24 protein-coding genes are annotated in these 24,315 nt (G+C 36.2%); 9 read left to right on the top strand and 15 right to left on the bottom strand.

The window, feature by feature from the left end; all coding sequences use genetic code 11:
* Positions 1-34 precede the first annotated feature (34 nt).
* The 8 genes from QNH24_RS01780 to QNH24_RS01745 form a co-directional block, all read right to left on the bottom strand.
* A complete protein-coding gene (locus tag QNH24_RS01780) occupies positions 35-814 on the bottom strand; it encodes a YqhG family protein (RefSeq protein ID WP_283870474.1) in 780 nt (259 codons plus the stop codon).
* A 16-nt stretch (positions 815-830) separates the two neighbouring features.
* Positions 831-2,345 (bottom strand): DEAD/DEAH box helicase, encoded by a 1,515-nt coding sequence (locus QNH24_RS01775; protein WP_283870473.1) that lies wholly within the window; start codon positions 2,343-2,345, stop codon positions 831-833.
* Positions 2,346-2,524: 179 nt separating this feature from the next.
* Entirely contained in the window at positions 2,525-3,577 is a 1,053-nt protein-coding gene (locus tag QNH24_RS01770; protein WP_283870472.1) for an NAD(P)/FAD-dependent oxidoreductase, read from the bottom strand.
* Between the two features lie 1,158 nt (positions 3,578-4,735).
* Entirely contained in the window at positions 4,736-5,416 is a 681-nt protein-coding gene (locus QNH24_RS01765; protein WP_283870471.1) for a cyclase family protein, read from the bottom strand.
* Positions 5,417-6,481: a zinc-dependent alcohol dehydrogenase gene (locus QNH24_RS01760; protein WP_283870470.1), complete on the bottom strand. Its 1,065-nt coding sequence runs from the start codon at positions 6,479-6,481 to the stop codon at positions 5,417-5,419.
* Between the two features lie 40 nt (positions 6,482-6,521).
* The gene (locus tag QNH24_RS01755; RefSeq protein WP_283870469.1) at positions 6,522-7,385 is read right to left on the bottom strand and encodes a 3-hydroxyacyl-CoA dehydrogenase NAD-binding domain-containing protein; all 864 of its coding nucleotides are present in this window, start codon (positions 7,383-7,385) and stop codon (positions 6,522-6,524) included.
* A 15-nt stretch (positions 7,386-7,400) separates the two neighbouring features.
* Positions 7,401-8,033: a carboxymuconolactone decarboxylase family protein gene (locus QNH24_RS01750; RefSeq protein ID WP_283870468.1), complete on the bottom strand. Its 633-nt coding sequence runs from the start codon at positions 8,031-8,033 to the stop codon at positions 7,401-7,403.
* A gap of 119 nt (positions 8,034-8,152) precedes the next feature.
* Positions 8,153-9,484, bottom strand: a complete 1,332-nt coding sequence (locus tag QNH24_RS01745; protein ID WP_283870467.1) for a short-chain fatty acid transporter — start codon at positions 9,482-9,484, stop codon at positions 8,153-8,155.
* A 110-nt stretch (positions 9,485-9,594) separates the two neighbouring features.
* On the opposite strand from QNH24_RS01745, the gene QNH24_RS01740 reads away from it, so the two are divergent.
* On the top strand, positions 9,595-9,921 hold the full coding sequence (locus QNH24_RS01740; protein WP_283870466.1) for a DUF3870 domain-containing protein: 327 nt from the start codon (positions 9,595-9,597) through the stop codon (positions 9,919-9,921).
* A 35-nt stretch (positions 9,922-9,956) separates the two neighbouring features.
* Here QNH24_RS01740 and QNH24_RS01735 read toward each other — a convergent pair whose 3' ends face one another.
* The 5 genes from QNH24_RS01735 to QNH24_RS01715 all read right to left on the bottom strand — a co-directional run bounded on the left by QNH24_RS01735 (position 9,957) and on the right by QNH24_RS01715 (position 14,248).
* On the bottom strand, positions 9,957-11,150 hold the full coding sequence (locus QNH24_RS01735; RefSeq protein WP_283870465.1) for a thiolase family protein: 1,194 nt from the start codon (positions 11,148-11,150) through the stop codon (positions 9,957-9,959).
* A gap of 11 nt (positions 11,151-11,161) precedes the next feature.
* Entirely contained in the window at positions 11,162-11,797 is a 636-nt protein-coding gene (locus QNH24_RS01730) for a 3-oxoacid CoA-transferase subunit B (RefSeq protein WP_283870464.1), read from the bottom strand.
* The gene (locus tag QNH24_RS01725) at positions 11,790-12,476 is read right to left on the bottom strand and encodes a CoA transferase subunit A (protein WP_054771586.1); all 687 of its coding nucleotides are present in this window, start codon (positions 12,474-12,476) and stop codon (positions 11,790-11,792) included. Before QNH24_RS01725 ends, QNH24_RS01730 begins: the two co-directional genes overlap by 8 nt.
* Positions 12,477-12,489: 13 nt before the next feature.
* Positions 12,490-13,206: a carboxymuconolactone decarboxylase family protein gene (locus QNH24_RS01720; RefSeq protein WP_283870463.1), complete on the bottom strand. Its 717-nt coding sequence runs from the start codon at positions 13,204-13,206 to the stop codon at positions 12,490-12,492.
* Between the two features lie 199 nt (positions 13,207-13,405).
* Positions 13,406-14,248 carry an alpha/beta fold hydrolase gene (locus tag QNH24_RS01715; RefSeq protein WP_430674728.1) on the bottom strand — a complete coding sequence of 281 codons (843 nt, stop codon included), beginning with the start codon at positions 14,246-14,248 and terminating at the stop codon, positions 13,406-13,408.
* Positions 14,249-14,448: 200 nt separating this feature from the next.
* Between QNH24_RS01715 and QNH24_RS01710 the strand changes: the two genes are divergently transcribed.
* From QNH24_RS01710 to QNH24_RS01695, 4 genes are all read left to right on the top strand, one after another.
* Positions 14,449-15,054: a dienelactone hydrolase family protein gene (locus tag QNH24_RS01710; RefSeq protein ID WP_283870461.1), complete on the top strand. Its 606-nt coding sequence runs from the start codon at positions 14,449-14,451 to the stop codon at positions 15,052-15,054.
* Positions 15,041-15,997: a LytTR family transcriptional regulator DNA-binding domain-containing protein gene (locus QNH24_RS01705; RefSeq protein WP_283870460.1), complete on the top strand. Its 957-nt coding sequence runs from the start codon at positions 15,041-15,043 to the stop codon at positions 15,995-15,997. The genes QNH24_RS01710 and QNH24_RS01705 overlap by 14 nt, the downstream gene beginning before the upstream one ends.
* Before the next feature lie 146 nt (positions 15,998-16,143).
* Positions 16,144-16,992 (top strand): ABC transporter ATP-binding protein, encoded by an 849-nt coding sequence (locus QNH24_RS01700; RefSeq protein ID WP_283870459.1) that lies wholly within the window; start codon positions 16,144-16,146, stop codon positions 16,990-16,992.
* Positions 16,989-17,696, top strand: a complete 708-nt coding sequence (locus tag QNH24_RS01695) for an ABC transporter permease (protein ID WP_283870458.1) — start codon at positions 16,989-16,991, stop codon at positions 17,694-17,696. Before QNH24_RS01700 ends, QNH24_RS01695 begins: the two co-directional genes overlap by 4 nt.
* A gap of 14 nt (positions 17,697-17,710) precedes the next feature.
* On the opposite strand, the gene ldmS is transcribed toward QNH24_RS01695, so the two are convergent.
* The gene (gene ldmS / locus QNH24_RS01690; protein WP_283870457.1) at positions 17,711-18,865 is read right to left on the bottom strand and encodes an L-aspartate--L-methionine ligase LdmS; all 1,155 of its coding nucleotides are present in this window, start codon (positions 18,863-18,865) and stop codon (positions 17,711-17,713) included.
* A gap of 106 nt (positions 18,866-18,971) precedes the next feature.
* On the bottom strand, positions 18,972-19,562 hold the full coding sequence (locus tag QNH24_RS01685; protein WP_283870456.1) for a GNAT family N-acetyltransferase: 591 nt from the start codon (positions 19,560-19,562) through the stop codon (positions 18,972-18,974).
* Positions 19,563-19,657: 95 nt separating this feature from the next.
* Between QNH24_RS01685 and pdxR the strand changes: the two genes are divergently transcribed.
* The 4 genes from pdxR (at position 19,658) to QNH24_RS01665 (ending at position 24,304) form a co-directional block, all read left to right on the top strand.
* On the top strand, positions 19,658-21,016 hold the full coding sequence (pdxR, locus tag QNH24_RS01680) for a MocR-like pyridoxine biosynthesis transcription factor PdxR (RefSeq protein WP_283870455.1): 1,359 nt from the start codon (positions 19,658-19,660) through the stop codon (positions 21,014-21,016).
* Positions 21,017-21,178: 162 nt separating this feature from the next.
* Entirely contained in the window at positions 21,179-21,697 is a 519-nt protein-coding gene (locus QNH24_RS01675; protein WP_283870454.1) for a DUF3221 domain-containing protein, read from the top strand.
* Positions 21,698-22,189: 492 nt separating this feature from the next.
* Complete coding sequence (locus tag QNH24_RS01670; protein ID WP_283870453.1) at positions 22,190-22,996, top strand: EcsC family protein; 807 nt, start codon at positions 22,190-22,192, stop codon at positions 22,994-22,996.
* Between the two features lie 42 nt (positions 22,997-23,038).
* Positions 23,039-24,304 (top strand): hypothetical protein, encoded by a 1,266-nt coding sequence (locus QNH24_RS01665; protein WP_283870452.1) that lies wholly within the window; start codon positions 23,039-23,041, stop codon positions 24,302-24,304.
* Positions 24,305-24,315: the final 11 nt, after the last annotated feature.

Genomic DNA, 24,315 nt, shown 5'->3' with positions numbered 1-24,315 from the left:
AAGGAGCTGTCTTTTCTATTTGAACAGCTCCTGCTTAGTATAGATAAAACAACCCACCATTAATAATGTCTATTTTAATCTTTGTCTCATATTGTTCCTCTAACGCTTTTTTTTCAATATCATAGCATTCTGGCTTGTCATCTATATCCTCGTAAAAGTAATCTAGAACACGTTGATCACGCTGCCATCTTTTTTTTGCTTCTAAGGCCCATGAATGGTCATCTTGTTCAATGATGGCATTAATAGCTGCCTCTAGTCTTTGCAATGCTCGAATTGGCTTAATAATATGTTGAACATGAAATACATTTTCTCCCGGGGCTGTTTCTAGTGACGTTTTACATAAGGTTTCTTGGAAATTCTTTTTAATAACCCCTGTTAAGAGATTTATGCCAAAGGAGTAGAGCATTTCCTTTGTACGATCACAGCAATAAGATACTTTATAATTTATTCCTAACCAAGGTGTTAAGATAGCCTGCCCGATTGTCGGATCTACCACCTCATACATCTCCACGTAGGCTCCTAGCTCTCTTGTCGCTTGAAAAACCTGATTGAGTCTTGGAGAACCGAAATGAATGGCCTCACCGTATAAGTTTGCAGAAGATGTTGTTTGATTTGTAATAAATGTAATTTGCGCAGGGTTTGGCTCACTATTTGTCGCCTCTATATATTGCCAATAGAAAGGTCTGTTCATAATTTTTTTATCAATATCTACTGTTAATTGGACAGTAAGATAATGACGATCTTCACTCAAAATAGTGCAATCATTTTCGGAAAAAAACTCTCGTAAGTAACTATGAACTTGCTGTGGATACATAACTTTTCCTCCTACATCAGACAGATTCTTTAAAGTTTGTTAAAATGGCATCTAAGTCCCCCACTACCTTTTCAAAAACATCAATTTTCGTATGCAATAATGCTAAGATATTTTCTTCAATCGTATTTTCGATAGCAAGATTATAAATATGCACATCATGCTCCTGACCCAAACGATGGACCCGGCCTATCCGTTGCTCTAATTTCATAGGATTCCATGGCAAATCATAGTTAATGACATGATGACAAAATTGTAGGTTTATTCCCTCGCCACCTGCCTCTGTCGCTATAAGAACCTGCGCTCTCTCTTTAAATAAATGCTTCATATAATCACGTTTACTTTTATTAAATTTCCCGTTAAATAGTACGCTTGTGATTCCCTTAGAATGTAAATACCACTGCAAATACAATTGAGATGCTCTATATTCTGTAAAGATAATCACTTTCCCCTGTGCTTTTTCAATAATTTCTAGCGTTTTTTCTGCCTTAGTATTTACTTCTAAAGCCATTAATTTTGCCAGAATATCTTTAATTTTTGATGACTCCGAGTGCTCTTCAAGCATTTTCGATAATGTTAAAGCTGTTGCCTCTTTGCTACTACACATTTCTTTCTGCAATGTAATTAAAGTGAACGAACCCGTATTTTGAAGCGTTCCGAGTAAATCATAAACTTCCTTCTCTTCTTTCGTAAATTGGATGGGCACAATTTGAACTTGACGTTGCGTCCATTCGATGCCAGTATCTTCCCTCCTATTTCTCACCATCACCTGATTCACTAATTCTTTTAAATAATCATCATGCTCTAAATCATGCTTACTAGCTGAGAAGGCAGATTGGAATGTTTCATAGCTACCTAGATGACCAGGCTTTAATAACGAAATAAGATAATATAATTCAAAAACATCATTTTGAATAGGTGTAGCCGTTAATAATAGACAAAACTTTTTCTTTAAGCTTTGTACAAATTCATATATTTTCGTTTTATGATTTTTTAATTTATGTGCCTCGTCAATAATAATCATGTCATAATCCTGCTCATATATACGCTCTCTGTGTGGGCTTTTTTTCGCCGTATCCATACTCATAATAAGTACATCGTAGCGCTCTATTGGACAATTTTTTTTATAAGCGATGGCTGGAATATGAAACTTACTATTTAATTCTTCCACCCATTGATTAATAAGAGAGGCTGGCGCTAGTATAAGTGCTCTTTTGACAAGTCCCCGAATAAGATATTCCTTTAAAATCAAACCTGCTTCGATTGTTTTACCAAGTCCCACCTCATCACCTAAAATTGCTTTTCCATTCATGCGTTCAATCACTGTTTTAGCCGCCTCTAGTTGATGTGTCAGTGGCTTTAAATTGGGTAAATATTTTGTTGCCTGTAATCCCGTAAATTCAGGAATCAATTTCATTTTTACAATGTCATAATTCATCTTATATAATGTCCAGCTATCCCATTTCTCAAGATGATTTAATCGATTGATGAAGCCCTCTTCCCATTCAGATGACCTCTCGATATTCATAACCATCACCTCTATACCATTTTTTCTAACTTAGGTTGTCCAAAAAAGTGAAAGCTATGTTTTTTTATGCAAAAAACATCTGACGAAAATTATTTTTCGTCAGATGTTTGTTATTTCTTATGCATACGAAATTCAGTAGGTGATAAACCCATAACCTTTTTAAAAACATGACTAATTTAAAACAGTTATCGTTTTAAGCTTTCCTTTAAGAGCAAACGATTGCGTTGTTTGAAAATATCATTATGCGAGGAAACAATACCACCCTCTGATGCATCTGGTTGAATGAATTTTTTCGCACTATTTACCGCATGAAGGGCGTCATGAAAAGTTGCTGCAATTAAATGAATTTTCCCGTTATGCTGTAAAATATCTCCAGCCCCATAAAGACCAGGAATAGAGGATTCACTATGAATCGTTCCAGCAATAAAATAATCATTTTTTCGCTCAATGTCTAATGGACTATTATCTAATAGCTCCTTATCTCTAACATAGCCATGACTAATAACAACTTCATCAATTGGAATTTCATTTACTTGCCCTGTTTCATAATTTGTTAGGGAAACAGCTTTAATCACACCTTCTTCATCGTCTGCAATAAGCTTTGTAATTTCAGAATTAAAATGACATTCAATTGTACTATTTAATAGCTCAGTAATTTGAGCCTCATGAGCAGAAAGAGTGTCCTTACGATACGTTAAATATACTTTAGAGGCAACTTCCATTAATTCCAGTGCCCAATCTACTGCCGTATTGCCACCACCTGAAATAATAACAGCCTTATCCTTAAATTTTTCATAGGATTTAATCGTATAATTTAAATTGGATACCTCAAATCGCTCTGCACCCTCAATCTCTATTCGTTGAGGATTTAAAATCCCACCACCGATAGCAACTATTACTGTCTTTGAATAATGAATATTTCCAGATTCAGCAGTAATAATGAAAATTCCTTCTTCATTTTTTGAAATAGTAGTTACTTTCTCATTTGTGTACACAGAAGGATTGAAGGTCATTCCCTGTTCGATTAATTGTTCAATTAACTGTCCTCCTGTAATTGGTGTTACACCACCAACGTCCCAAATCATTTTTTCCGGATAGACATGAATTTTTCCACCAAGCTGAGGCTGTGATTCGATAAGCTTAGTTTTCATCTCACGTAAGCCACTGTAAAATGCTGAATATAAACCTGCTGGACCACCGCCAATTATAGTTACATCAAATAATTCTTGTTCTAACAATTACATACACCCTTTCCTCTGTGTCACAACATATTTCTTTAAATAAAATAAATTTATCCTTACTTTCTTTTTTCAATTTCTTAAAGGGAACACAAGCATCCCCTTGCCAAATTCTCTAAAGATGCTATATATCCTCTATATTACACATTATACGATAATGATAATCATTATCAAATAAAATGATAACAAATCTTTATGTTAGAGTACATGTATTTTTGCTAATCTTTTTATATTTTTGTTCATCAGTCATAAAACATCCATAATTAAATAAAAAAATAGTATGCTAATAATCAGCATACTACTTTCATGTTGTTGAAATACTATTATGTCAATGAAATCAAGGTGACAAATTAAAAGTATAGTCCTTTTTCAAAACGAGGGGTTGATCTCCGTTCCGACTGAGTGCTTTCCTGGGGGCGTCCGATGAGCCGCTTCACTCGCGCTCCAGGGTCTCATCTGTGACGCTGAATCCCTGAGGAATCATTCAGTCTACACTCCAATCAACCACTGCTCATAGTATTTTCTTCTGGCATTTCACACAAATTAATAGTGATAAATTTGAAGTCTTAGCCATCACTATATTGTGCAAAAATGGAGCTTTGATAACATTTTTCTATGTGAATGCAGAGCGACAGTAATAAGTGGCTTTTTATGTAATGTGAAAAAGTAGTTTTATGCATAGAATGTAGGTTGACAGCTATAGAATTGTACCACTATTCTATCCATTTAATGATGGTGAGTAACATGTTTTTATTTTACTTTTGAGGGAAGAAAATATTTAAAGTTCTACACTATTGCTGATTGGAGTGCAAGGCTACTCGACTCCCGTGGGATAGCGAGACAGACGAGAAACTGAGGCCAACACGATGTTAGTCACGAAGGCGTTGTCACAGGAAGTGACGCACTTAGCCTTCGTTCCTCCAGCGCAGGAAGCGGCTCGTCGCTCGCCCACAGGAAGCTTTGCTCTGTGCGAAAGCGAAGCGTCAGCAACAAAGCGAGTAGCCTGGAACGGAAATCATCTTCATTTTGACTAAATATTCACAAAGGTATCCTTGACCATTTAGTTTTTCAACACTATGAAAATAGTATGCTAATAATCAGCATACTACTTTGTTTTATTTATCTTTTTTTGTAAATCATTAAACATCGCAATGCTAATTATTTAAGAAAGGCAACAGCTCTAACTGGTGAGGCTGTTGCATTTTTTAATTTCAGTGGTAATGCCATAAAAGTAAAATGTTCATGCAAAGGTAGTTGTTCAAGATTTACTAGGTTTTCTACTATATATATAGGTGCACTTAACAGCTTTAAATGTACCTCACGTTTCATATTGTCATGTACATCAATATTGGCTAAATCTAGACCAATACATTTTACCTGCTTCTCCAACAACCAATCACCAGCACAGGTTGCGAATGCATGCTCTGCAAAAAAGTCTCCCTCTCCCCATTTTTCAGTTCGAGTACGCACAATAACAATATCACCAGGATTCACAGAAACCCCCTGTGTCTCTTCTGCATGTTTCAACAACTCTGCTGTTACTGGCTCATATGGATTTTTAATAGGAGATACATCTAATAGGACTGCTTCACCGAATGTCTTAGTTAAGTCCATTTCAGCAGTCGATTCACCGTTTCTAATAAAGTGGATTGGTGCATCAATATGTGTTCCACTATGGTCTGACATACGTAAAAAGCGTGATTCAAAGCCCTCACATGGTTCAATATAACGGTGACCAGAGTTTTCAAAGGTAGATTCCTCTTGAATAGCAATTGGTGGGTGAGATGTGTATGAAACTAAGCCATCATAAATTTCTAAAGTTAAATCAACAATCTTCATCTATATCTCCTCCTTAAACTCAATAACGACCTTGCCACTTACTTTATTTAACGCACTTTCAAAGCCCTGTATGCTGTCTTTAAATGGTACTGTACAAGCGATCAATTGTCGGAAAGGGAAGTTCGGATTTGCTGCCATCTGCAATATAGCTTCGTAATTCTCCTGTGTAATGCCATAGCTTCCTTTAATCATAATCTCACCACGTACAATTTGATCCATGGGCACAGAAAACTCAACTGAATTAATACCTACAAGTACAAGTTGCCCACCTCGCTTGAGTAAACGGATTGCCTCAGTAGGGATAGTTGGGTGACCTGAACAATCAATAATCGCATCGTAACCAAAAAACATATCATCAACTAATTCATTTGAAGAGGTGAATGTTGCTTGTACGCCTATATTTTTCGCTAATTGTAGGCGACTTTGATCCTTTAATACGCCTAGCATATGAACTTCTTTATTTCCTGACCCCACTAATATAGCTGCTACACCTAATCCTATCGGTCCTGGTCCAACTACCAGTATGGATTTCTTCTCAAACTCTGGAATCTTTAGCACTGCGGTATAACTTACTGCTAATGCTTCTGAGATTGCCGCCACCTGATCGGATACTGCATCATCTATAACAATAATGTTACGGCTATCTACTACCATATATTCTGCCATACCGCCATCTTCACGGAATCCGTAGCGCAATGCCTCGGAGGGTGTTTTTACAAATTTATAGTCATTAAAATCACAACAATTCGTGTCACCGTTCCTACAAAAATCACAAATACCACAGCTTTTATAAGGATTAACAACTACTCTTTTATTTAAGAAAGAAGGATGAACATCATCACCTAGTTTCATAACCACCCCTGTGACTTCATGTCCTAATACTAATGGATAATTGACCCAGTCATATCCACCATGGCCATCATACATATGAAGGTCACTACCGCATACTCCAACTGCATTTACCTTTAATAAACACTCATTGTGCTTTAATTCAGGGACTTTATATGTTTTAAATTGAACATCTTTTTTCTTTGATGTACATTTTACTAATGCTTGATATTCCATACTTTTAGGACAACTCCTATTCAACTTTTAACAGCTACTGCTATTGAATTAGCTTAATTATATCCCTCAATGTCTTTTCCTTTGTTGCTAAGTACTGTTGTTTATCAATGGATGACCAATTATAAAAGCCTTGCTCTGTTTTCATACCTAATTGCTTCGTATTGATTTTATCTTGATGGATTGTCAAAGGTTTAGTCCCATTCTCCAATGTTGGGTAAACGTAATTGGCAATAGCATAATGTGTATCTAATCCGTTAATGTCTCGTTGTTCGAGTGGTCCTGTGTCTGCTAGGCGAACACCTAAGCTCATTTTAGCGATAAAATCTAACTCCTGCGCAGAAACGATTCCCCTCTCAACTAATGACATTGCCTCACGTGCAAGTGCACTTTGTAAGCGGTTTGCTACAAAACCTTCAATTTCTCGTTTTAGTAGTACAGGTTTTTTCTTAGTATCTTGTAAAAACAGCATTATATCGTTTGCTATTTCCTTTGCTGTATAAGGGCTTGGAATGACCTCTACTAAAGGTGTGATATGAGCTGGCGAAAAAAAATGTGTTCCTATCAAGCGCTCTTTATGCACCATTTTTTCAGCCACATCACTAATAAGAAAGCTCGATGTATTGGTACAAAACGTTATATCTTTTGAAAAGAATAAATCTAATTGTTCAAATAAACTTTGTTTGACCTGTAAATTTTCAATAATGGCTTCTATGACATAATTTAAGCCATCTATTTTTTCAAGTTGATGCAGAAAAGTAATGTTTTGTAATTCAGGCTGTTCCTTTAACTGTTGCAGTCTTTCTACATCTGGCTCATATAGGAATACGCTTACATTATTTTGTTCTAAATATTTTGCTACTGCAGAGCCCATAAAGCCACCACCAATGATTAGAACTCGTTTCATGGTTAAATCCCCTTTTTAAGCTTTTCTATCGGTATCATTCCAAATGGCTTTTAAACCAACTGCATAAATACATAGTGCTTTGATCTCGTCAAACATAGCAACATTTGCTCCAAGTGCTAAGGCATTTGATTTATGGATTGAAATCCCCTTGTCATATGCATCACAAACATTAATGGCATATAATAATAATTCCTTTAGCAAACGTGATACTGCCCCATCACGTAGAGAAGTCGTACGAAGATTGCTATACTTCAACAATATATCTGGCGCATATTCAATTAAATATTGAATCCAGTTCGGCACAACCTCGAACTCTGTTTGATAGTAGTTAATACATTCCTTCTGTGAAGAAAATGTAGCTACATCATCTTTACTTACTAGAGGGATTGTGCTTTCACCTGAAAGACTAATTGCATATGCAATTGCCTCTATACCAGACAACCAAGTTGGAATACCCCTTGAAATAATTGCTGATGCAATAAGCTCCGCAATTTCAACAACGCTATTGCCTGCTTCAACTGCTAACTCTACACAATACATCATTTCCTTTTCTTCACGTCTAGCCGCGAATAACCCAACCATTAGTAATGCTTTATTCTTTTTTGTTAAAGCCCCTTCTACTAAGAGGGCTTGATACATGATAGACATTCATACTCCCCCTTGTTTGGAGAGCCTTCAAATCAATTTCGCGTTGGCGTAATTGTAGCTGCCGCTTTGCTTTCGCTTCAGAAAACATTTGCTAAATGAAGATAAAGGCTCTCTGTCTACTAAAATAAGTATGACCAAGCTAAAGTAGCAATAATATAGATAATCCCAACAAAGAACATAATCATAACAAGGAAGCCCATAATATCTTTTAGCTTTAAACGTGAAAGTGCTAATGCTGGTAATATCCAGAATGGCTGTACTAGATCGTTCCAAGCATTCCCTAACATAACAGACATAGATGTTTCCGCTAAAGATGTCCCTAATTCTTTTGCTGCATCAATCATAAATGGTCCTTGAACCGCCCAGTGACCACCCGCAGATGGTGCAAAGAAATTTATAAAGAAGGAACTAATTAAGCCCCAAAACGGTAATGTTTGTTCATTTGATAAATCAACGAATACTTTGGCAATCGTATCTACTAAACCAGATGCAGCCATAATAGCCATGATACCTGCGTAAAACGGGAATTGTAGTACAATCCCTGAAATTGTTTTAATACCATCTGCTAAATGCTCAGCATATTTTGCAGGTGTACCTAGTAAAATAATTCCCACGAATAAAATAATGAAGTTTAATATATTTAAATTTAGCGAACTGCCATTTGTAAAATAAATAACAATGTAAATTAGTCCAAGAATACCTATTGCATATGCTAAAATACGGCTATTATTTAATTTATTAGCCAGTGTATTCTCTTCTAATAGATTTAACTTTGCCTTAGGCTGATCCGCATATAATGCAGGATCAATTTCAATCACATTACTTGGATCTTTAGGATGTAGCATCGCATTAAATAAAGGTAATGTAATTAAAAGGACGATTGTTGTTAAAATCATTGGTACACTGAAAATTGTCTCAGAAAGTGTAACTAGGCCCATTGACTCCTCTAAAAAATGCCCAGGTGTTGAAATGAGGATTGGGATAGAGGCTGATAAACCTAATCCATAAAAAGTAAAGCCAGAGTATGCTGCAGCAATAATTAATGGATAATGAACTCCCTTAACTTGTAATGCTAATTTTTTCGCAATAATCCCACCAATTACTAAACCAAAACCCCAGTTTAAATAACTACCAATACCGCCTACAAGTGTTGCCACTATAATTGCAGTCTTAGGTGTATGAACCATACTGGCAATTTTATTTAAAAATTTATCAGTGATAGGAGCTGTAGCTAGTACATAACCCATAGCAAGAATAACGGCCATTTGTGTTGTGAATGCTAGTAAATCCCAAAATCCGCCACCCCAGGCTGTCGTTAAATCTACAAAGCTAATATCCTCAACAACTAATGCTAAAACAAATGTTACTAATGTTAACCCAATTGCAAATACAAAAGGATCTGGCAAATATTTCTTCATAATATTTGTGAAAAAATTCGTTAACTTTTCCATACTATTCTCCCCCTTGTTGTGTATGACCAAGTAATTTTTGGGAAGTGGCTCTTCAACGATAAAAAATGATAAACTATAATCACAATCTACCCATTTTGGAGGTCATTTCCTTGCAAAAACTTACTAGTATTTTAGTGACTGCTTATGCAAAAGCTCCCCAAGGCACATCCATGTATGAAATGTACAAGCATGCTGGCATTGTGTTAGAAATTGATAAAGAAACTCATCAAATTATTAATGCAGAATTTACATTTATCACTGGACTTGCCCAAGATTTCTTTAAACGTATGCTGATTGGCTTTGATCTTACAGCCAATATTGACGAGTTAATTGCTCGTGTAGATGACCACTATTATGCTCCATCAAGCGGCTCTGTTGTAGTGGCACTAAAATCTGCGCAAAAGCGATACCTAGAAAAAATTCAAAAGGATTACTAAATATCTAGCACCGAGTCAAAATACTCGGTGTTTATTTATAGCTGGCAATTTTCAACGATAGTTGTTATACCTAGACCTCCAGCTATACATAAAGTGACTAGCCCATATCGCTTACCAGTTCGTTCTAGCTCATGAATGAGCTTTGTCATTAGAATAGCACCTGTTGCACCAATTGGGTGTCCCATTGCAATAGCCCCTCCATTGGGGTTAACACGATTGATATCTAATCCAAGCTCTCTGATTACTGCGATTGATTGGGCAGCAAAGGCTTCATTTAATTCAATGACATCTATATCCTGTATCGTTAGGTTCGCTTGCTTTAAAGCTTTGATTGTTGATGGTACTGGACCAATTCCCATGATTGTAGGGTCTACGCCAGCAGATGCTTGAGCAAGAATTTTTACTTTTGGTCGATATCCTAGCTCTAATGCTTTTTCTTTGGACATTAGTAACAATGCAGACGCACCATCATTCCGTCCACTACTATTTCCAGCAGTAACAGATCCACCTTTACGGAAAACAGGTTTTAGTGTACTCAACTTCTCTTCACTTGATAAAAATGGATGCTCATCTTTGTTAAAAATCTCAACTGTTTTTCTCTTTTTCACTTCATATGAAACAATTTGTTCTATAAAATACCCTTCTTGCTGAGCATTAGCTGTTCGCTCCTGACTTCGATGAGCAAATGCATCCTGTTCATTACGAGTAATAGCATATTTCTCGGCTAAATTTTCTGCTGTTTCGCCCATTGTAGTAATACCATATACTTCAAAGGGCTGAGACCCTGGCTGACTTTCTGTATTCGGATCTAGAATCGAAGCATTTCCTACACCATATCCATAGCGAGCATTACGCAAATAATATGGCGCCGTACTCATTGATTCTGTCCCTCCAGCAATAATGATGTCGCTGTAGCCAAGAGCAATCTGTTGGGCTGCATTATTAATGGACTGTAACCCAGATCCACATTGACGATGTACTGTATACCCTGGTACAGAGATTGGTAAATCTGCTCTTAATGAAGCCACACGTGCCACATTCGATTGATCGGCACTTTGCTTGGCTTGTCCCAAAATTACCTCATCAATAATGGCTGAATCTAATTTTGTTCGTTCTAGTAGACCACGAATCACTTTTTCAGCAAGATGATCTGCTGTTTCATTGACTAATGAACCACCTAATTTACCAATAGCTGTACGAACGCCATCTACAATAACAACTTCTCTCATGTTTCCTCCCCCTATTTCAAAGCATTCACAAAACTTGCTTCTGTACTTTTTTGCACTTGTTCTAATGTAACTCCTGGCATTAATTCGACTAAATGTAATTGCCCTTTAACAGACTTAAAGACAGCTAGCTCAGTAATAATCGTATCTACGCTTCTTGTTGATGTGATTGGGAATGTGCAATTCTTTAAGATTTTACTTTTCCCATCCTTTGAAGTATGAGACATCGTGACAATGACCTTTTTAGCTCCGATTAATAAATCCATTGCACCACCAACACCGATAATATTTTTGCCCGGGACTGCCCAGTTAGCGATACGTGCCTGTTCATCTACCTGAAGCACTCCTAATATCGCGACATCAACATGACCTCCACGGATCATGCCAAATGATTCTGCACTATTGAAAAAGGAAGAGCCAATTGCCTCTCCAACTGGCATTTTTCCTGCATTCACAACATTGGGATCAACATCCTCCTCATCGACCCCTACTACGCCAAGCATTCCATTTTCCGTATGGAAGAAGACATTGTTATTGTCAACGTACTTAGCTACCAATGTAGGAATACCAATTCCTAGATTTATAATTTGTCCATCCTGCACTTCTTCTGCTGCTCTTTTTGCTATTTGCTCTTGAATTGGGTTAATCATTTTCTACTACACCCTCCCTCGTTAAAATCTTTTTCGCTAAAATAATGCGATCTACAAATAAATGTGGAGTGATAATTTCATCGCTATTTAATTCACCAGGCTCTACTAACTCATCCACTTCAACAATTACAGTGCTAGCTGCCGTCGCCATTAAAGGATTAAAGTTTCGTGCAGTTTTGTAGTATACTAAGTTTCCTAACTTATCTGCCTTATGAGCACGAATAATAGCTACATCAGCCTTCAGTGCTTTTTCCAACACATATTCCTCACCATCAATGATTTTTGTTTCTTTGCCCTTTGCTAAGTCAGTCCCTACGGAAGTTTTGGTATAGTAACCACCAATCCCTGCACCACCAGCTCGGATTGATTCAGCTAAAGTGCCTTGAGGTAGTAAATCAATTTCAATTTCACCTCGTTGGAATGCCTCACCGACATCACGATTCCCAGTAAAATAAGAGCCAATAGCCTTTTTAACCTTCTTTTGCTCTAATAATTTACCTAGACCCTTTCCTTTTTCTCCTAGATTATTGCTGATAATAGTTAAATTGTTTACATCCAGTTCCACAAGAGCATCAATTAACGTTAGGGGACCTCCAACTAGACCAAATCCACCAACCATAATCGTTTGCCCACTCTTTACGCATGTTAATGCTTGCTCTACAGAATCATAAATTTTCATTGTACTCACTCCGTTATTTTTGAATAAGGGCATCACTTAGCTCAAACCAAGAAGGTATGCCCGCTGTCAGTAGGCAAATATAGCCTAGCTCTGCTAATTCAGCTTCCACTACACCTACATCCCTCGATTTTTTAGCCCAATCATCTGTTTCTTTATTTTGTAGTGTAGCTGTATAAATCCCTGTCATTAGGATGAATTTCATTTGAGTTGATACCACATTACTGTTAAGAAGCTCTTGCTTTAAAGCGTTTTCATCATTTGCTGTCAAGAAAGACAGTAATTTTTCAAAATATGCTTCACTTTTCTCTGTTGAAGCGAATGTACTGTAGTAACGTACAATATCAATAGCTGATGCTTCATGGGAAATTTTGTCTGCATCCGTATTTGTTAGCTCTAAGGCATATTCAAAGGATTGCAAGCCAAGTTGTAATGCTCTTTCTCCACCATAGTTAAAGGCTACAAGTAAATACTCAATTAGCTCTTCTAATGTAGCTCCACCATCTACAGCCCCCTTTGTGTGATATACCATGCTCCGTGCATAATATCTTGCGGCATTTATACCAACTAGCAGAATATCCTTCTCTTTCACTGAAAGAGCTCCTGGTGCCATCGCTGCACCTCGAAGCGCAGTATAATGATCAAGCATTGCTGGATTATAATCGTGCATTTTTTGTACCCATCCTGGTACAGCACCATAAACTTTTTTAAAATACGCTAAGCCTGTTGTCATCTAGTAACTCTCCTTTTAAGGTTGAATAAAAAAAGGCCACACTTACCTAAAGCACGGACTTACCCGGACATTTAGAAAAAGTGTAGCCAACAGTCAAGCAGGGAAAATAAAAAAAGGTCATTTTTCTATAGCTGCTCGATAGGCATTTATTTTAGTTATTTAATTATTTGCACAAAATTTAAAAATCTGCAATAGTTTTTTATAAATTCTCTAAAAAACATTGAATAACTGGATTAACATCTTTTCTTTCTTCAAAGACTAATGTGTAATGATTGCTGCTAGATGTGTATTTCCAAATATTTTTTGCATTTTTCAATGTTTCAGTATAGGATTCTGCTAAAAATAATGCCGGCATAGTGCCAATTTCACCTGTAGAATGTATTAAAAGAACTGGGCACATTATATTTTTGAAAACTTCCTCTGGTTTATAGGCATAAAAACTTTGAAAATCTTGACGTATTTTCTCTTCATCAGATTTATTTTCCCAATGACCATCTTTTTCTGCAATCTCATAACGACCTACATTTTCTAAATGATCAGTCCACTCAACACCAAGTCGACCATAGATTTCTTTAATTTCTTGAATATAGGCATTGGCATTTTCATAATGCTTACTAATACGACCAAGTGAAGGTTCAACAATTTTACGCTGGTGATCCGTACAGGTTGCTGCCCCATCAAGTAAAACTACCCCTTTGACATCGGTACGTTTACTAGCAACATTCGCCATGATAAATGCTCCCATTGAATAGCCCATTAGAATGGGTTGCTTAATTTTCAATGCGTCTATTAAAGCCAAAATATCCTGTGTATGTAACTCTATTCCTGTATTTATCCCGGCAGGAGCACTTTTGCCACGTCCCTTTAAATCAACGGATATAAAACGATATTCACCTTTTAGCAGTTCTGCATAATAATGCATTTGCATGTGATTACCTGTGAGGCCATGTACTGCGATAATTGTACCTTTCTCTCCTGGGTAATCAGCAAAGTGTAACTCACTACCATTCACATTTATTGCTTGATATTTCACTCCACTCATCCTCCTTGTAAAAGATAAAGCTAGTTTTACCACCCAAAATAAAAAAAGTCAAAAAATTTTTATTTTTTAAGAACTTGTATATAGAATTTTTACCCCTAAATAGTTTTTCTACAATAATAAATACAAGCCTAAAATTTTCTAAAATATACACTATAATTTCTTTTTGGTACACTATTATAAAAAGTCAAAATGAGGTCAAAATGAAGAGAAAAGTATTTATTCTACATGAAATATATGGCATTAATAATTTTATAAAAATGCAAGCTACAGCATATGAAAATACTAACACTAAGGTTGAATGTATTTCCTTATATCCAGAAAATAAAATATTTACCTATGAACAAGAACAAGAGGCATATTTGCATTTCATCAATAATGTTGGGTTTGATGCCCCACTTAAACTACTTACTCACAAATTGCTAGAAGCAAAGAAGCAATATGATGAGGTTATGTTAGTAGGATATAGCGTCGGAGCAACATTAGCTTGGAGGCTATCCTCTCTCCCAATACATAGAGTCGTTTGTGTGTATGGATCACGTATTCGTCAATATCTTGATGTCATTCCTGCTTGTCCAACACTCGTTATTTTTCCTAGTACTGAGATCGGCTTTAATATACACGAAATAAAGGAAGCCCTTGATCAATATTCAACAGTTGAAACGAAGCAATTTATTGGTCTACACGGTTTTATGGACTGTCATAATCCGAACTATTGTCATGAAAGCTATTTGCAAGCGCATTTCGATATCATCCAATTTTTAGAAAACCAACAATATCAAGGGGGACAACAAAATGAAGCAAAATGAGGAAATAATGATTGACCCTTATATTGAAGGAGGCAATGTCATCTATCCAAGTTTCCAGCTCTCCCTACAATCAGATAGTATTATAGGTATTTATACAGATGTTTCTAAAATACATACTTTAATGAATTGGTTTATGAAACACAATGAAGCTTTTACACATTTTCGTGAATGTGCTTTGTATGAGCGACTTACAGTTCAAGAATACATCCGATTTTGCATAAAGCTTTTTAATGCTCCTTCTGAAAAAACAGAGGATTTATTAGGGTTGTTTGCTTTAGTGGAGCAAAAAAACAAAAGAATTGACAAGCTTTCAAATGGAGAAAAGCAGCGTTTAAAGCTTATTCATACATATCTCCATCCAGCACGAATACAAGTGTTAGAAGAGCCATTTCAAAATCTTGATGAATTTTCTAAGCAAAATGTTCAGCAATTATTGGAAGTTCTTCAAAAACAGCAGAAAAAAATTATTTTGCTATCAAATAACATGGAAAATTTAATTACTTCGAGTACAGAAATATATAGATTAGATACAAATGGATTACATGCATTAGATGTAAAAGATGATGAATCTGAAACGATTGTTCCTTCAATTGAAAATACACCAATTCGACTTGATAAAATTCCAACAAAAAAGAATGATAAGATCATTTTATTTAATCCTCCAGAAATTGATTACATAGAAAGTGTTGAAGGGTCTGTTTCTGTATATGTTGCAGGTGAAGCCTATCCATGTACATTATCCTTAAATGAGCTTGAGCAAAAATTGACACCATTCGGCTTCTTCAGAAGTCATCGTTCATATATTGTCAATTTACAAAAGGTGCGTGAAATCATTACATGGACGCGTAATAGCTACAGTCTTTCCCTTCACAGCACTGAAAAAACAGTAGTACCTTTGTCGAAAAATAAACTAGCAGATTTAAAGGAAATACTCGGAATTTAGAAGATTTCCCAGGAAATAAACGACTCCTGTCAGATGAAGTATCTCTCCACTAAAGATCATTTTTCTGCCTTTCACCTTTAATTTACTGTTGTGTTTTTGATTGTTGTTTATAGTTTAGATATCAACAACACACAGGAGGTTAACACATGAACACAGTGATTGAAGTTCAACATTTAAAAAAGATCTTTCAAAAGGAAACAGCTTTACAGGATGTTTCCTTTAAAATTCAAAAAGGGGAAATATTCGGATTCTTAGGACCGAGTGGCTCTGGAAAAACAACCACTATTAAAATACTAACTGCACAAACAGACAAAACAGATGGGGATGTATTATTATTTGGTCGTCCAGCAAATGAAATGAAAAAAAGCCAAAATCGTAAACGATTTGGCATTTTAACAGATAATAGCGGTTTGTATACTAGATTATCAATCGAGGAAAACTTACTTCTATATAGTGATTTATACCAATTATCTAAAACAGCCGTAAAAGAGGCTTTGGATTTTGTTAACTTATATACTGAGCGTAAAAAGAAGGTTAGTCAGCTTTCTAAGGGCATGATTCAACGAGTAACACTTGCACGAGCAATCATGCATAAACCCGATTTATTATTTTTAGATGAACCAACTTCCGCACTCGACCCTGTTAATACACAGCATATTTATAATGGTTTACGTAAATTAAATGAAATGGGAACTACCATCTTTTTAACAACTCATGATATGAGTGAAGCAGAAATACTTTGTGATCGTGTAGCCTTCTTACACAAAGGAAAAATTCGGGCAATGGGCTCACCAAAAGAATTGAAAAAGAAATTTGGCGATGAATCCATCACAGTCGAATTAAAAAATGGTGAGGTTGCCGTTATTCAAAATGGCTCAGAAGATGCATCAAAATTGTATGAATGGATGCAATCTAACGAAGTTTCTCGTATTTATACAAACGAACCTACACTGGGTGATATTTTTATGCAAATAACAGGGAGTGATTTAGTATGAACATTTCAATGACACGTATTCAGGCTATTTTTATGAAGGATTATAAGGAGTTTTCACGGAACTATGCAGTATCTCTTATGATATTTGTACCATTTGTTTTAGCGTTTTTTTACAATAAAACTGGAATCTCTTCTATCAGCGAGTATTTTCTACCAATTAATATAGGTTTTTCTATGGTAACTGCCTATGTACAATGCTGTTTAATTGCTGAGGAGAAAGAAAAAAATACGCTTCGTAATTTAATGCTTTCCCCTGCTTCACTTGGAGATATTTTAATTGGTAAAAGCTTGTTTGTCTTTATTATGACAATGATTGTAGTGGGAATCACTATTTTTCTTGTGGGCTATAATCCTGCCAACATATTCATCATAGCCATTGCTTTAATGCTTTCATCTGTGTTCTATATTGCACTTGGAACATTGTGTGGATTATTTGCGAAGTCTATTATGGAAGGATCTATAATCATCCTACCCGTTATTCTAATTTTCCCATTAGGCTCTTATGCTTCACCATTATCAACAGTTTACCCAGCTTTGAAATTTATGGAGTGGTTACCAAGCTCCCAGTTGGTCCTATTAGCAGAGGCTTTAGAGGGAAGCTATTCAGCAACAGATGTGATCATCCCGATTGTTACAATCATTGTATGGTCAATTTTTGCTTGGATAATCACAGCATTTATCTATAAAAAAAGAATGGTCGACTAATGACCATTCTTTTTCTAATATAACAATTCACGTTCATATGTTTCAATTTTCTCTAAAGTATCAGCATACCAAATTCCCACAAATCTCGATTCAACAGACTCAGGAAAATAGTCACCATCATAAAAGGATAATGGAAATAGGACTCCCTGTGTTATGAATTTTTTGATTGTTTGATAAAAGGATTCATTTTGCTGAGGACTTTGAGCTACATAGGAGGCGAATTTATTTATGGGCTTACCCAGTGCATCATGAAACATTAGCATAGAGGTTGAGCCATTCTGTCTGAAATTCAAATCTATTGCCTGAACGTCTCCAGCCTCGGTAACAATTAAATCAAAGCCTGCTACTCCTACAAAGCCTTCCGCTACTCCTCTTTCCATAATATGTCGCCCCACCTCGATAACCTTTTTCGGTACTTTATCAATGATGATATTTCCTTCATAGATACCATTATCATCCGTTATTTGCTGAGAGGCTCCTAAAAATTGAATACCTAGCTCTTCCGAATATACAAACTGACAGCTATAGTTATCCTTTGTCTGTAATAGCTCCTCAATAATAACGCTCTCCGTACCAGTCATACGAAACTGTCGTAACCCATCTGTTAGCTCATTTTTGTTTTGGCAAATAATGACCCCATACCCTCCAGAAGTGGGGGAATCATCACCAGGCTTCAATACGACGGGTGGCTGCCAATTTTTAATAGCATCTGACAGTCTATATGTTTCCACATTTAAACGACTAGGAACAAATTTACTATCAATTAAATGGTCAATATATGCTTTTGTATTTAGCTCATTAAACTTCTCTGCGTCCATCCAATAACAATCCCGACTCATATGTTCTATATCATGAATATATTGGCAGACAATGGTTTTCCCCTCCTCACACCAAGCTTGAACTTGTGCAATATACTCTTCTTGTGTTTCATAACTATAAGGCTGTTCCACCCAGGGTATCCCTGCCAATTGATGAAGCTCTTGTGCTTTTGCTGTTTGCGTAGCACGATGTACTAACACAGGTATATCTGCTATTGCCACTTCCCTAGATGTTAAGGCGTCTAGTTTATGTGGATCATCCATCATCCAGGGATTATCACTGTATGGCGTTCTTGGTGTATACACAGCATGATTACCGTAAACTTGCCTTAGTGTCAATTTTGGTTTCAAGTAGATTACCCTCTTTCAAGTTTTAGGTATTCTACCCTTCTACTTTATTTTCAACACTTTTTCAGATAAAAATAGATATATAGCGTAATTAAATACTATATTCTTCCTAATTAACAGGAGAATAAACCAATAATTTCTGTAAATGCGTTTTAATCTCTGGCCAATCCTCATTTGTGATACTGTACATAACTGTATGGCGAATCGTACCGTCTTTACGAATCATATGATTACGTAAAACACCCTCTTTTATTGCTCCAATACGTTCAATTGCCTTTTGAGAACGGTAATTTTCATGGTCGGTTTTAATTTGTACACGTTGCAATTTTAAGATTTCAAAACAATATTGTAATAATAAATATTTACAATTTGTATTGATAGCGGTCCTCCAATAAGCTGGTATCAGCCATGTTGTCCCTATTTCGAGCCGTTTATGTTTATCATCTATATCCATAAATCTAGTTGAACCGATAATTTGTCCAGATACCTTATCTATAATGACGAATGGAAATTCTGTTTTCTTCTCTTTCGTTGCTAAGGCATTATCCACAAAGCCATTGACATCCTCTATATTTTCCATAGTAGTAGACATGTGCAGCCATATTTCTGGAAAATTGACAGCCTCTAAAATACCCTGTACATCCCCTTTATCCAGTGGTCTTAATAATACTGTTTCATTTTCTAATGCAATAAAATTCATGTGACTTCACTCCTTTTTTAACTATTAAACGGTAATTTTGATATGATAGATAGAACCAAAAGTAAAAAAACACACCATACCAGGCGAGGTGCATAATGGAACTTTCCATTTCATTTACTAAAGATACAGCAAAATATGTTCAAATTTATGAAGAAATCAAAGTAGCTATCATCAACAAAAAACTTTGTGCCCAGGATAAGCTTCCTTCCAAACGAGCTCTTGCTAAAACATTGAATGTTAGTATCCATACAGTACAGGAGGCCTATGAACAATTACTAGCTGAAGGCTATATCTATAGTAAGGAACGCTTAGGCTATTTTATAGCTCCCTTTGAATTTGAATGGAATCAGCATTTACAAGATCACTTCCCCTCAGCATCAACAGCTATCTCTCATACGATCAAATATGACTTTCACAACGGGCATGTGGATAAAACTGCTTTCCCTATTGCAAGCTGGCATAAGTTGTTGAAAAAACACTTGAATATAGAAAATTTAACGATTAGTCCGTGGCAAGGTGAATGGACATTGCGTGAAGAGATTGCACGCTATGTGGCACGTTCAAGAGGTGTGCAATGTGAGGCATCACAGGTGTTTGTTTATAGTGGTACGCAAAATCAGCTTCAAGCATTATGCCATTTCTTTGGCTCAAAATCACATGTGGGCATAGAGAACCCTGGCTTTAAACGGGTATGTTCAACAGTCCAGCAATGTGGATTGCTCACCCACGCTATTCCTGTTGATCAATCAGGTATTACAATCCCGAATGAAACTCTACACTTGTTATACACTACGCCTGCACATCAGTTCCCACTTGGAATGGTCATGCCTATTGAGCGCCGCGCTGCTATTTTGCAATGGGCTACATCTAAAGAGGCCTTTATTATTGAGGATGATTATGATTCGGAATTTCGCTTTAAGGGGCTTCCCATTCCCTCATTAGCGAAAATGGATCAGCTTCAGCGTGTAATTTATTTTGGCACGTTTTCTAAAACGCTAATCCCATCTCTGCGTATAAGCTATATGATTTTACCTCATTCATTAGTAGAAGATTATCAGCTTTTTCATCAAGATCAAAAATCGGTTGTGTCAAAAATCGATCAGCTTGTTTTAGCCGAGTTTATGGCACAGGGTTTATACGATAAGCATTTAGCTAAAATGCGTACGATTTATCGTAAAAAGCAACAGGTCTTACTTGCAGCTATTCATGCTCATTTTTCAGAAGAGTTTAAGGTGATTGGTGAAAAGTCAGGGCTTCATATTGTTGTGAGATTACCATCAAGGCTTTCCGAGCAAAATGCCATACAGCTAGCCATGCAAGTAGGAATTGCTGTCTATCCATGCTCAACCTCTTATCAACAAGGTTCTCACGAGGCAATGGTCATTATAGGCTATGGTGGGTTAACACTTGAACAGATTCAAGAAGGTATCGCTTTACTTGCGTCTGTCTGGTAAGCGATTCATAGTTCATGAAGCGTTATGCTTTATAGAAATTGATTATTTATTGAACTAGACAATCTTTAAAATATTATTATATCCAATGAAAGTATTAGAAAATGACCTTTTATCTAAATTCCAATTCAATACAATTTTACCAAAAACAAAAGAGGTGTCTGTATGAAAAAATACTTTGTATTGATAATACTACTTGTCATAAGCGGATGCTCCAATCCAAAAGCAACAATTGAGGATTACTCCTCTTCCTCCATTTCTGGCTATGTAACAGCTCTACAAGAAGGAAAGTTTTTAGTAGTGAGTGAATCCCCAAAATCTAAGGATGGACACAACAATGAAATCTTTGATGCCATTTGGTTTTCATCAGAGGAAAGTGAAGATGTTGAAATCGGAGATTATTTGCATGTTTGGAGTGGTGCTTCCTTTTTATCGTATCCAGAACAGGCTACTGCCACAAAGTTTGTTATAGAAGAGCAAGAAAGACAAAGAACAAATTTAACAAAAAAAGAAGTTATTCAAAAAGCTATTATTGAGCTTGACAAACTTACTGAAGAACATTATTTCTCCCCAATTTTAACAAAAATACAGTATGAAAAACAAAAAGATAGTTGGAATATTAGCTTTGAAAATATTAATCTAAACAAACCTCATCTAACTATACATATTAAAGATTCTAAGTAGAATAAGAAATTCAAGCTTGGGAAAAGCGTCAAAAGGATTTATGATTTTAGGAAAAACTAGGACGTATTCCATTTAAAATTTTAGACAAGATAACTTCTTCCTTTCTTCAATTATAAGATAACCACGTGTGTTTATTATCTAATTTCTACCAGTAATGCTAAAAAAGAGATATTCTCTTGTATAATGTTAGTTACGAAGCATTTAATCTTTTTTTCGTTGGATTAAGCAAAACTTAAACGTAACTGTTTAATTTGGCACAACACATCAAACGTAAAGCTAGTTAAAATTTCACTAAACTATCGAAACCTTTTACCAGATTTCCTCGTATTGTAAATAAAGAAGACTTCATTCAGTAAAGATTTTCCTCATCTCTACTGAATGGTAGTTAAACAAATCGAGCTATCACTGGCAGTTCATCTCTTAATTTTTTGTAGTGGTGGTCATACTGTCCGTTTTATGCAGGATAATGCATAACAAAGGGGAATCAACAAAATGGAGAATCAAGAGCAATTAGAAAAGCATTTGCAAGAAATTCAAGCTTGGGAAAAGGATCATAAGGATCTATGGTTTTGGGAGAAACTTGGACGTATTCCATTTAAAATTTTAGACAAGATGACTCCTTCTTTTCTTCAAAATAAGATAGCCTTACTTGTCGATGAATTAGGGAGCTACGTTCAATCTGGCGGTAAATATTTAATTAATGAACAGGCCATGATGCAAAAAATTCGTAGCACTTCTTCGTTGCAGCATATTTTTGATATTTCCGATATTGGACAAATGCCTTTAGAGGATATGATTGCTCTTAGTGACAAACTACAGGAAGAACGTGTGAAATTAGCAACTGTGCAAGGTGCTTCTACTGGCATTGGTGGTATCTTTACATTAGCCATTGATATCCCGTTTATTTTAGGAATGGCTTTAAAAACCTTACAAGAAATCGCCATTATTCATGGCTATGATCCAAATGATAAAATGGAGCGTATTTTTATTGTTAAATGCCTACAATTTACTTCTGCTGATATCGTGGGCAAGGAGGCTATATTAAAGGAGCTTTCTTCTATGCATGATACAAATCATGCATCGGAAAACATGGTTTCACAGCTTCAGGGCTGGCAGGAAGTATTCTTTACGTATCGAGATCAGCTAGGCTGGAAGAAGCTATTTCAGATGATTCCTATTGCTGGAATGATTTTCGGTTCCTATGCAAATAAGGGGATGATGCAAGATGTATCTGAAACAGGAATTATGCTCTATCGAAAACGAAGAATCGTTGAAAAACTTAATACGTTGAATCAATAGAAAGACTCTTTTTCCTTCAAAATACTATCGAGGAGTGAAATCATGACAACAAAATTGACATCAGATGAAGCTATCCGATTTTTTAATGAGCATTTCCCTGAGGGCTGTTCCTATAATGAAAATTATTCACAAGTAGCCGCCATTCGTTCTGGAAGTAATGGTCAAGAAGTTAATCTTCGCTTTCAGCGTTTGGGCAATCAATTACAATTTTTAGCAAGCTTATACGATAAAGCCCCTGCCATACAGGAACAGGTGAAAATAGCCATTTTAGCTACCTTAACTGCTATGGAAGAATTACAGAATGCCTCCGGTGAATCACTTTTATTTAGCAATGCTACTTTAGGAGGCTCTCCATCTGGTGGTATAGTGTTAGCAGGCTTAGTAATAGCTTACGAGCATGTTTACAATGATTTGGATACTATCGATCAAAACCGTCTACTACATGCAACAGAATCTTTGGCCAATCAAATCGCCTCTTGGATGGATAGCACAGCAAATCCAAGTTTCAATGCTTTAGAGGACACTGTTGATTGCTGGAGGAATCAAAAATTTGCCAATTTCGCCATCAATGGCCCTATTTTGCATGTTGGAGGTCTTGGTTTATATTTAGATGTTTTGTCAAGTCATGCTTCCGCTACCGATTATCCAAAATATGATGTTTTATATAAATATGGAACATATGTGATGGACAGATGGTCTACCCTGGACCCTTCAGAAACAATGGCCTCTCTAGCTATAGGTGGCTTAGTAACTATAAATTCAGGTCGCAAGTTTTTCCCTTCATCAGGATATAATGCATATGTTGGAATGGGCTTAGCTTGGTTAGCTCATGGGATTGCTTATACTGGCTCTACTGGAGTCATACCCGATTGTCGCTTAATCAATGATTCACAAAAAATAAATAATTTTTATAGAAATACTTTTGATTCTCAGCCTGACATGAAGGCTTATGAAATAAGTGAGCCGGCAGATTTTACAGGTGAGCAATTAAAAGAGGAAACTATTCTTGCAGTTGTAGAGCAAGGGTACACTAGAACAGAGATTGATCAATTGCGCTCTGCTCATCTTGATAGCTCTACCGGTTATTTATATACCCTCTCTTGGAATGGCGATGTGGCTTTTTTAATAGCTTTGGACAAGGCTGTTAGAACTTCAGGCGAAACTGTGTTTTTAGCAAATGAGGTCAATGACGGCTCATCCGTAATTGTCGCGTATGCACGCGTAGGCGAAGCTGCTGCACATAGGGCTATGGCTGGATTTGCCGGTATGCTTCAACGTGGCATCTTGACCGTCACTGATGGAAAATAAAAACAACCAGC

It is taken from the genome of Lysinibacillus pakistanensis, from assembly GCF_030123245.1.
Lineage (GTDB): Bacteria > Bacillota > Bacilli > Bacillales_A > Planococcaceae > Lysinibacillus > Lysinibacillus pakistanensis.
The sequence above is the reverse complement of the archived record's forward strand: the minus strand, read 5'-3'. Positions and strand labels throughout refer to the sequence as shown.

Excerpts from the sequence above, each read along its gene's own strand:
- QNH24_RS01735 (WP_283870465.1), bottom strand. The coding sequence starts at position 11,150 with ATGAGAGAAGTTGTTATTGTAGATGGCGTTCGTACAGCTATTGGTAAA.
- QNH24_RS01780 (WP_283870474.1), bottom strand. The coding sequence starts at position 814 with ATGTATCCACAGCAAGTTCATAGTTACTTACGAGAGTTTTTTTCCGAA.
- pdxR (WP_283870455.1), top strand. The coding sequence starts at position 19,658 with ATGGAACTTTCCATTTCATTTACTAAAGATACAGCAAAATATGTTCAA.
- QNH24_RS01705 (WP_283870460.1), top strand. The coding sequence starts at position 15,041 with ATGAAGCAAAATGAGGAAATAATGATTGACCCTTATATTGAAGGAGGC.
- QNH24_RS01675 (WP_283870454.1), top strand. The coding sequence starts at position 21,179 with ATGAAAAAATACTTTGTATTGATAATACTACTTGTCATAAGCGGATGC.
- QNH24_RS01730 (WP_283870464.1), bottom strand. The coding sequence starts at position 11,797 with ATGATTAACCCAATTCAAGAGCAAATAGCAAAAAGAGCAGCAGAAGAA.
- QNH24_RS01720 (WP_283870463.1), bottom strand. The coding sequence starts at position 13,206 with ATGACAACAGGCTTAGCGTATTTTAAAAAAGTTTATGGTGCTGTACCA.
- QNH24_RS01725 (WP_054771586.1), bottom strand. The coding sequence starts at position 12,476 with ATGAAAATTTATGATTCTGTAGAGCAAGCATTAACATGCGTAAAGAGT.
- QNH24_RS01685 (WP_283870456.1), bottom strand. The coding sequence starts at position 19,562 with ATGAATTTTATTGCATTAGAAAATGAAACAGTATTATTAAGACCACTG.
- QNH24_RS01700 (WP_283870459.1), top strand. The coding sequence starts at position 16,144 with ATGAACACAGTGATTGAAGTTCAACATTTAAAAAAGATCTTTCAAAAG.
- QNH24_RS01695 (WP_283870458.1), top strand. The coding sequence starts at position 16,989 with ATGAACATTTCAATGACACGTATTCAGGCTATTTTTATGAAGGATTAT.
- QNH24_RS01750 (WP_283870468.1), bottom strand. The coding sequence starts at position 8,033 with ATGTCTATCATGTATCAAGCCCTCTTAGTAGAAGGGGCTTTAACAAAA.
- QNH24_RS01775 (WP_283870473.1), bottom strand. The coding sequence starts at position 2,345 with ATGGTTATGAATATCGAGAGGTCATCTGAATGGGAAGAGGGCTTCATC.
- QNH24_RS01760 (WP_283870470.1), bottom strand. The coding sequence starts at position 6,481 with ATGGAATATCAAGCATTAGTAAAATGTACATCAAAGAAAAAAGATGTT.
- QNH24_RS01765 (WP_283870471.1), bottom strand. The coding sequence starts at position 5,416 with ATGAAGATTGTTGATTTAACTTTAGAAATTTATGATGGCTTAGTTTCA.
- QNH24_RS01755 (WP_283870469.1), bottom strand. The coding sequence starts at position 7,385 with ATGAAACGAGTTCTAATCATTGGTGGTGGCTTTATGGGCTCTGCAGTA.
- QNH24_RS01710 (WP_283870461.1), top strand. The coding sequence starts at position 14,449 with ATGAAGAGAAAAGTATTTATTCTACATGAAATATATGGCATTAATAAT.
- QNH24_RS01715 (WP_430674728.1), bottom strand. The coding sequence starts at position 14,248 with ATGAGTGGAGTGAAATATCAAGCAATAAATGTGAATGGTAGTGAGTTA.
- QNH24_RS01745 (WP_283870467.1), bottom strand. The coding sequence starts at position 9,484 with ATGGAAAAGTTAACGAATTTTTTCACAAATATTATGAAGAAATATTTG.
- QNH24_RS01670 (WP_283870453.1), top strand. The coding sequence starts at position 22,190 with ATGGAGAATCAAGAGCAATTAGAAAAGCATTTGCAAGAAATTCAAGCT.
- QNH24_RS01665 (WP_283870452.1), top strand. The coding sequence starts at position 23,039 with ATGACAACAAAATTGACATCAGATGAAGCTATCCGATTTTTTAATGAG.